This window comes from Microbacterium sp. (assembly GCF_035277845.1).
Taxonomy (GTDB): domain Bacteria; phylum Actinomycetota; class Actinomycetes; order Actinomycetales; family Microbacteriaceae; genus Microbacterium.
On record NZ_DATEJS010000161.1, the window covers coordinates 1 to 7065 of the forward strand.

At 70.8% G+C, this 7065-nt stretch carries 6 protein-coding genes, 1 tRNA gene and 2 pseudogenes; 2 read left to right on the forward strand and 7 right to left on the reverse strand.

From position 1 onward, the window contains the following. The 4 genes and pseudogenes from VJR25_RS06835 to VJR25_RS06850 all read right to left on the reverse strand — a co-directional run. Window positions 1-399 (reverse strand): annotated as a pseudogene (locus VJR25_RS06835) (hypothetical protein); the annotation flags it as partial. Then, complete coding sequence (locus VJR25_RS06840; RefSeq protein ID WP_324113895.1) at window positions 396-899, reverse strand: MarR family winged helix-turn-helix transcriptional regulator; 504 nt, start codon at window positions 897-899, stop codon at window positions 396-398. The pseudogene VJR25_RS06835 and the gene VJR25_RS06840, both read right to left, overlap by 4 nt. An 83-nt stretch (window positions 900-982) precedes the next feature. Beyond that, complete coding sequence (locus VJR25_RS06845; RefSeq protein WP_324113897.1) at window positions 983-2104, reverse strand: Xaa-Pro peptidase family protein; 1122 nt, start codon at window positions 2102-2104, stop codon at window positions 983-985. A 26-nt stretch (window positions 2105-2130) separates the two neighbouring features. Continuing rightward, window positions 2131-2817 carry a TetR/AcrR family transcriptional regulator gene (locus VJR25_RS06850; RefSeq protein ID WP_324113898.1) on the reverse strand — a complete coding sequence of 229 codons (687 nt, stop codon included), beginning with the start codon at window positions 2815-2817 and terminating at the stop codon, window positions 2131-2133. 285 nt (window positions 2818-3102) lie between these two features. Between VJR25_RS06850 and VJR25_RS06855 the strand changes: the two genes are divergently transcribed. Together VJR25_RS06855 and VJR25_RS06860 are read left to right on the forward strand one after the other, a co-directional pair. Beyond that, entirely contained in the window at window positions 3103-4539 is a 1437-nt protein-coding gene (locus VJR25_RS06855) for an NAD(P)/FAD-dependent oxidoreductase (RefSeq protein WP_324113901.1), read from the forward strand. A gap of 41 nt (window positions 4540-4580) precedes the next feature. Further along, entirely contained in the window at window positions 4581-4880 is a 300-nt protein-coding gene (locus tag VJR25_RS06860; RefSeq protein ID WP_324113903.1) for a thioredoxin family protein, read from the forward strand. Window positions 4881-4889: 9 nt separating this feature from the next. Here VJR25_RS06860 and VJR25_RS06865 read toward each other — a convergent pair whose 3' ends face one another. The 3 genes and pseudogenes from VJR25_RS06865 to VJR25_RS06875 form a co-directional block, all read right to left on the reverse strand. Further along, window positions 4890-6359, reverse strand: a complete 1470-nt coding sequence (locus tag VJR25_RS06865; protein WP_324113905.1) for an MFS transporter — start codon at window positions 6357-6359, stop codon at window positions 4890-4892. 258 nt (window positions 6360-6617) lie between these two features. Continuing rightward, window positions 6618-6690, reverse strand: a tRNA-Ala gene (locus VJR25_RS06870). A gap of 48 nt (window positions 6691-6738) precedes the next feature. Then, window positions 6739-7065, reverse strand: a pseudogene (locus VJR25_RS06875) (large exoprotein); the annotation flags it as partial.

Below are 7065 nucleotides of genomic sequence, written 5' to 3' on the forward strand. Positions count from 1 at the left end.
GACCGGCTTCAGCACCGTCACCTTCGGCGAGACGCGACTGCCGCCGACAAGGATGGCCTCGATGGCCTCCGGCATCCCGTGACCGCGGATCTTCTCCGATCCGAAGCGGGCCATGAGTCCCACGATGAGCCCGCCCGCCACGGGCGCGAGGAGGATCAGCCACCATGGATCATGCGCCGAACCGGGTGCGACGAGCGACGTGTCGACGCGGCCGAAGAAGACCAGGTTGGTGACGAGGCCGATGAGTCGCAGCAGCGCGAGGGCCGCGACGGCGGCCAGCGCGCCGATCGGCACCGCCAGGGCAGTCGTCACGAGCATGCGGCGATCCACCGCGAAGTCGCCGAGCACACGGGCGTGCAGCGCGATGCCGATGGGTCGGCTGTCGGATCGGCCGGTCACAGCGGAAGCCATCCCAGGTGCGAGTGCTCCGGATCCCGGTCGACGACCCGGTGCAGCGAGCTCAGCGCCCGCGCCGCCACCGCGCGATCCTCGGCGGCGACCTGGCCGAGCACCCGGGAGAGCTCGCGGTGGCGCCATCTCAGCACGTCGGCGACGGCACGCGAGCCGAGCGGACTCAGCGCGAGAGACACGACCGACCGCTTGTCCGGGTCGGGGGTCCGGTCGACATGGCCGGATGCGAGGAGCCGGTCGACCATGCGCGTGACGGAGGAGGGCGCGACATCCAGCGTGTGCGCGAGCCCCACGGAGGAGACCGGGCCGTATTCGGCGAGTGCGAGCATCAGGCGGAACTGCGGCAGGGTGAGCTCGGGGGCGACCAGCTCCACACCGCGGATCGCGATGTCGATGAGGTCCCGGGTGGCCACCTGGAACGCCGTGATCTCAGCCTCGGTCGGCGCCGCCTGGGCAGCACCGGACGTCGCCCCATCCACTCTTTGCATAGTGCAATTGTTGCAGTCGGCAATGCCGTGTTTCACATCGTGACGCGCACGGGACCGGCCGTCGGACGCGACCGGCTGGTCCGTCAGAGGCGCATCAGTCCGTGGGGGCGGCGGTTCAGTGCCTCTACGCCGTCGTCGGTGACGACCACGATGTCCTCGATGCGCGCACCCCAGTCGCCCGGGAAGTAGACGCCGGGCTCGATGCTGAACGCCATGCCCGGCTCGAGCACGAGCCTGTTGCCCTCGACGATGTACGGCTCTTCGTGCACGGACAGGCCGATCCCGTGCCCGGTGCGGTGCAGGAACCTGTCCGCGAGACCCGCGGCGGCCAGCACGTCGCGCGCTGCGGCATCCACGGCCTCCGCCGTGACGCCGGGGCGCACGGCGTCGACGGCGGCACGCTGGGCACGCTCGAGCGCGTCGTATGCGGTGCGGATGCGGTCGGGTACGTCACCGGTCGCGTAGGTGCGCGTGCTGTCCGAGTTGTATCCGAGCGCGATCGGACCGCCGATGTCCACGACGACGGTCTCGTTCTCGAGGATCACCCGATCGCTCACCTCGTGGTGCGGATCCGCCCCGTTCGGACCGGAGCCGACGATCACGAAGTCCGCCTCGGCGTGCCCCTCCGCCACGATCGCTTCGGCGATGTCGGACGCCACCTCGCGCTCGGTCCGTCCGGGCCGCAGCCACTCCGCCATCCGCGCGTGCACCCGGTCGATCGCGTCGGCGGCGTCCCGCAGGGCCCGGATCTCGGCGGGGTCCTTGCGCATGCGCAGGCGCCGCAGCACCCCGGTCGCGAGCTCGGGCGGCGTGCCGGCCGCCGTGCTGAGCGGCACGATGTGCAGCGCCGGAGTCTCTTCGCTGAAGCCGAGCCGGAGCGCACCGTCTCCCCCGGCCCCGTGCAGCGCAATCGTGTACGGGTCGTCGCCGTCCACCCACTCGCGCACGTCCAGTTGCGCCTCGGCGACGGCCGAGGCACGCAGGGCGGCGAGCTCCATGGTGGGAGCGACCACGAACGGGTCGCGATCGGCCGGCACGACGAGCGCGGTGAGCCGCTCGAACGTCTGGGCACGGGACCCGATCAGATACTGCAGATCGGGGCCCGGGGTGACCACGAGGGCGTCGAAGCCCTCGCCGGCGGCGAGCTCCCGCACCTGAGCGAGGCGGCGGAGGTAGACGGCTGCGGCGAAGCGCTCTTCGGACATGAGTCGAGCGTAGGACGCCGCCCGCCTCAGCGGTCGCCTCCTCCGACGCGCCCAGGCGGCTGGTACGGAACGCTGATCGCATCCCAGCCGCGGCCGGTGCCCCACAGCTGGTGGAGCCCCGTCAGGGCGGCATCCAGGCCGATCGTGAAGATCACGTCGCGGGGGCGCGCGCGCTGCGCCGCCACGGCCTCGGCGAAGGCCTCGTATGTGCGGGCGAGGAGCGGTGAGTGCTCCGGGTCGTGCGGAGCATAGACGTCGTCGGGCGCGGGCGAGTCGAGGGCGGCCCCGAAGATGAAGGTCTCCAGCACGCTCATCGACGCGATGATGCTTTCCTCCGGCCAGCCGGCCGCGGCGAATCCCGAGATCACGCGCTGGTACATGCCCGAGGTGCGCGGCGCCTGCGCCACGGGGACGGCGACGATCACCGGGACGAGTTCGGGATGCTCCCGCAGCTGGACGAGGTAGCTCCACGCCCAGCGCGCCAGTGCCTGCCGCAGCGAAACGGTCCCGAACCCGCCGGCGTCCAGGCGCGTGACGAATCTCTCCTGCACGGCCGCGAGCACGGCGGCACGCGAGGGGACGTGGTTGTACAGGGCGCTGTTGCTGACGCCGAGCCGGCGTGCGAGCGCGCGCATGGTGAGTCCGTCGAGCCCGTCCGCCCGCAACTGCGCGAGCGCCGCATCGACGATCGATTCGCGATCGATCAGGCTCACCCGTGGGCGTCCGCGCGGGCGCCCGTTCACGGTCGACGGCTCCACGTGCCCAGCCCTCCCGCATCCCGGCGGACGCCTCTCAACGGTACGCCGAAATGAACGTCTCCGCCCACCCGAGGCGCTCCCCAGCTGACTCGTCCGGGAAATTAATGAACAACCTGCCGGGCGACACCGCGCGACCGGCATCCACGTCCCTACCATCGTGGGGCAAGCCACCCGCGCGACGAGGCGCCTCGATCGATGAGGTCCCGCCGTGCTGCCGGGACGCGATCGAAAGGACCGCTTGTGAACGACCTCTCCCCCTCCGCGACGAGCCGCGCCGGCGACGGCGCCGTCACCCTGCAGCGGGACGTGGTGGTGATCGGCGGAGGCATCTCCGGGCTGATGACGGCGCGCCGCCTCGTCGAGGCCGGTCACACCGTCGCGGTGCTCGAGGCGCGCGACCGGGTCGGCGGGCGCACGTGGTCGGACACGATCGACGGCGAGTTCTTCGAGATCGGCGGACAGTGGGTGTCGTCCGACCAGGACGCTCTGAAGGCGCTGCTGAAGGATCTCGGCAAGGAGACCTACCCGCGCTACCGCGACGGCAACTCCGTCTACGTCACTCGCGACGGCGAGCGACGCGAGTTCCGCGGGGACTTCCCGGTCGACGCCGCGACGCTCCGCGAGATCGACCGCCTCGTCGAGGCGCTCGACGAGCTCGCCGCGCAGATCGACGCCGCCGCCCCGTGGGAGCACCCGCGTGCCGACGAGCTCGACAACATCCAGTTCAGCACGTGGCTGGCATCCCTCACCGATGACCGCGAAGCCGTGCGGATCGTCGACCACTACATCGCGGCGGGCATGCTCACGAAGCCCTCGCAGACGTTCTCCGTGCTGCAGGCGATGCTGATGGTCGCCTCCGCCGAGAAGTTCGAGCACCTGATCGATGAGGGCATCCTGCTCGACGAGCGCGTCGTCGGCGGAATGCAGTCGGTGTCCGAGCAGATCGCCGACGAGCTCGGCGCGGATGTGGTGCACCTCTCGACCCCGGTGCGGCACCTCGCCTGGACGGATGCCGGCGACGGCAGCCCCGCCCGCGTGGTCGCCACCGGCGACCGGGTCACCGTCGAGGCGCAGTACGCCGTGCTGGCCGTGCCGCCGAACCTGTACTCGACCATCGAGTACACCCCGGCGCTCCCCCGGATGCGCCAGGTCGCCCACCAGCACCACTCCATGGGGCTCGTGATCAAGGCCCAGGCCGTGTACGAGACGCCGTTCTGGCGCGAGCGCGGGCTGTCCGGCACCGGCTTCGCATCCCACGAGCGCGTGTGCGAGGTCTACGACAACACCCTGCACGGACAGGACCACGGCACGCTCGTCGGCTTCATCGTGAGTGAGCGCGCCGACGAGACGTGGGCGCTTCCCGAGGACGAGCGCAAGCAGGCGGTGCTCGAGTCGTTCGCCGCCTACTTCGGCGAGGATGCCACCAGGCCGATCGCGTTCTACCTCTCCGATTGGGGCAGCGAGGAGTTCACCCGCGGCGCCTACGCCGCGAGCTGGGAGCTCGGCGGTCTCAGCCGCTGGGGACATCTGCAGAACCTGCCCGTCGGCCCGATCTTCTTCGCGAGCTCCGACATCCAGGGCGCCGGCTACCTGCACGTGGACGGCGGCGTGCGGATCGGCACCGACACCGCGGCGCGCATCGCCGCGGGCTTCGCCGGCGCGACGGCCAGTGCATGACGCGCGGCCCGCGCCGACGCGCGCGGGCTTAGCCTGACGAGGTGGAGATCACCCTGCAGTACTTCGACGGGTGCCCGAACTGGAAGATCCTGGACGGCCGCCTCGCCGAGGTCCTCGCCGGGTATGCGGATGCGTCCGTGTCGTACCAGCGGGTCCGGTCCGCAGACGACGCGACCCGGCTCGGATTCCGCGGATCGCCGACCGTGCTCATCGACGGCGTGGATCCGTTCGCCGAGCCGGATGCCCCGGTCGGTCTCGCCTGCCGGGTCTTCCGGACGCCTGCCGGCCCGGCCGGCGCACCGACCGTCGACCAGCTGCGCGCCGCGATCTTCCGGGTGTGAGCCGCGGCCCTACGGCGACACGTCCTCGAAGACGCGGTTGCGCGTGTGCACGGTGAACTGCGCGATGACGGACGCCACGATGAGGAAGCTCGAGATCAGCATCAGCGCCCAGAACACGGACAGGTGCGGGATCAGCGGCGCCAGTACCAGGATGCCGATGCCGCCGCCGATGTGGCCGACACCGTCGACGACCGCGAACCCCGTCGACCGCGCGCGCGTCGGGAAGTTCTCCGCTGTCAGCGCGTAGGTCGGCGAGACCCACAGGTTGAACCCGGCGAAGATGAGGATCGCGCCGATGAAGTCCACGGTGAGCGACTGCCCCGCGGCGGCGATGAGGATCGCGCCGATGAAGGTCAGCACGGTGGCCACCGGCAGCCAGTAGCGCCGCTCCAGCTTCTCGACGATGAACGACATCACGATGGCCTCGCCGACGAATCCGAGCGTCCCGACCGCCGCGATCACGCCGGCCTCCGGCGGCGAGAACTTGAGGGACGTGAGCACGGACGTGAAGCCGGCCGCGTACGCGTAGACCGTGATGTACCCGAAGAACCACAGGAAGAAGAGCAGGACGACGCGCTTCAGGTAGAGCGGATGCAGGAAGATGTCGGCGTACGGCACGCTGCGGGCCGGCGGCCAGTGCGTCGGCACCGCATCGAGCACCGGCTGTCCCAGCGCCCCGCGCCGGGCCGACCGCCGCTCCATGTCGGCGGCCACCTGATCCGCGTCGGCCGTGTGCCCCTTCTGCAGCATCCAGCGCGGCGACTCCGGCAGCTGGAACCGCAGCAGGATCGCGATCACCGCGAGCACCGCGCCGATCGCGTACATCCAGCGCCAGCCCGACGCCAGGCCGAGCGCGAACGGAAGACCCATCGGCCACGGAGCCGGCGGGGTGGTGAGCAGCAGTCCCAGCCAGATGCCGAAGAACGCGCCGAGCGCCGACATGATGAACACGACGGTGGTGAACTTGGCGCGCGACTGCTTGGGCGACACCTCGCCGACGTACGTGTTCACGATCGCGAGGTCCGCGCCGATGCCGATGCCGGTGACGATGCGCGACAGCGTGAAGTTGAGGTAGTCGGCGGAGAGCGCCGTGTACAACGACCCGAGGCCGGTGATCAGCATCGTGATCAGCAGCATGTTCCGGCGTCCGATCCGGTCGGACAGGGGTGAGAGCGCCAGGGTGCCGACCACGTAGCCGAGGAGGTTCAGCAGCGTCGGCAGCGGCAGATAGGTCAGCGCCGTCTCCGGCGTGCAGCCGGTGACCAGCTGCGTGCACGTCTGCACGAACGACACGTTGATGTCGAAGATGTCGTAGAACGTGAACAGGAACCCGAGGCCGATGATCACCAGGAACGCGGGTGACAGGGACCAGGTGTGGATCCGATCCAGCCGGGCCATGACCTGGCGGGATGCCTCCGGGATGGGCTCGCCGAGACGCCCGTCCGGTGTCGGGACCATCGGCCCGATCGACGCGGTCATCGGGCCACCTCCGTTGCGCGCATGTCCGCTCCTTCCGCTTCACTGAGTGCGGATCGCCGTCGAGCGCAGGGGGCGCTGGCCGGTGGGATCGCAAGCGGTCGGGCATCGGGTCCGCGCACGGGTGCTGCAGGACGTAGGTGGATTCTACCGCCGCTCGGAGTCCGGCGGGCGGGAACCCCCGACAAGAAGCCCCGGCTACGGTGGGTTTCTGCGACGAAACGGCAGATGCCCCCGACCGGCGGGGGCATCTGCTTTCGGTGGACCTGAGGGGATTCGAACCCCTGACCTCTTCATTGCGAACGAAGCGCGCTACCAACTGCGCCACAGGCCCGTGAACCTCCGTCAGCCTATCACGGCCGCTGAGGCCGTCCGTACACGCTCAGCCCGCCGCGCGCTTCTGCAGCAGCTCCCGGCAGTGCGCCTCGATGGCCGCGTCGTCGAGGCTGCCGGCGGGTGCCGTGCGGATGCTCGCGAGCTCGACCGGACGCTGCTGCTCGGCCCGCTCGCGCATGGCCTCCTCGAGCGCGGCGCGGCGCAGCTCGCCGCGGGCATCCGCCTCGTCGAGCACCGCGGACGCCTGCGAACCCTGCGATGCGGTCAGCGGCTTCGGCAGCGTGCGCGGCGACCAGGCGCGTTCGTCGGCGAGGGAGACATCCTGCATCGGTGCGGATTCGCGCGTGACGACGGGCTCGGCGACCGTGCGCTT

Excerpts from the sequence above, each read along its gene's own strand:
- VJR25_RS06840 (WP_324113895.1), bottom strand. The coding sequence starts at position 899 with ATGCAAAGAGTGGATGGGGCGACGTCCGGTGCTGCCCAGGCGGCGCCG.
- VJR25_RS06845 (WP_324113897.1), bottom strand. The coding sequence starts at position 2,104 with ATGTCCGAAGAGCGCTTCGCCGCAGCCGTCTACCTCCGCCGCCTCGCT.
- VJR25_RS06865 (WP_324113905.1), bottom strand. The coding sequence starts at position 6,359 with ATGACCGCGTCGATCGGGCCGATGGTCCCGACACCGGACGGGCGTCTC.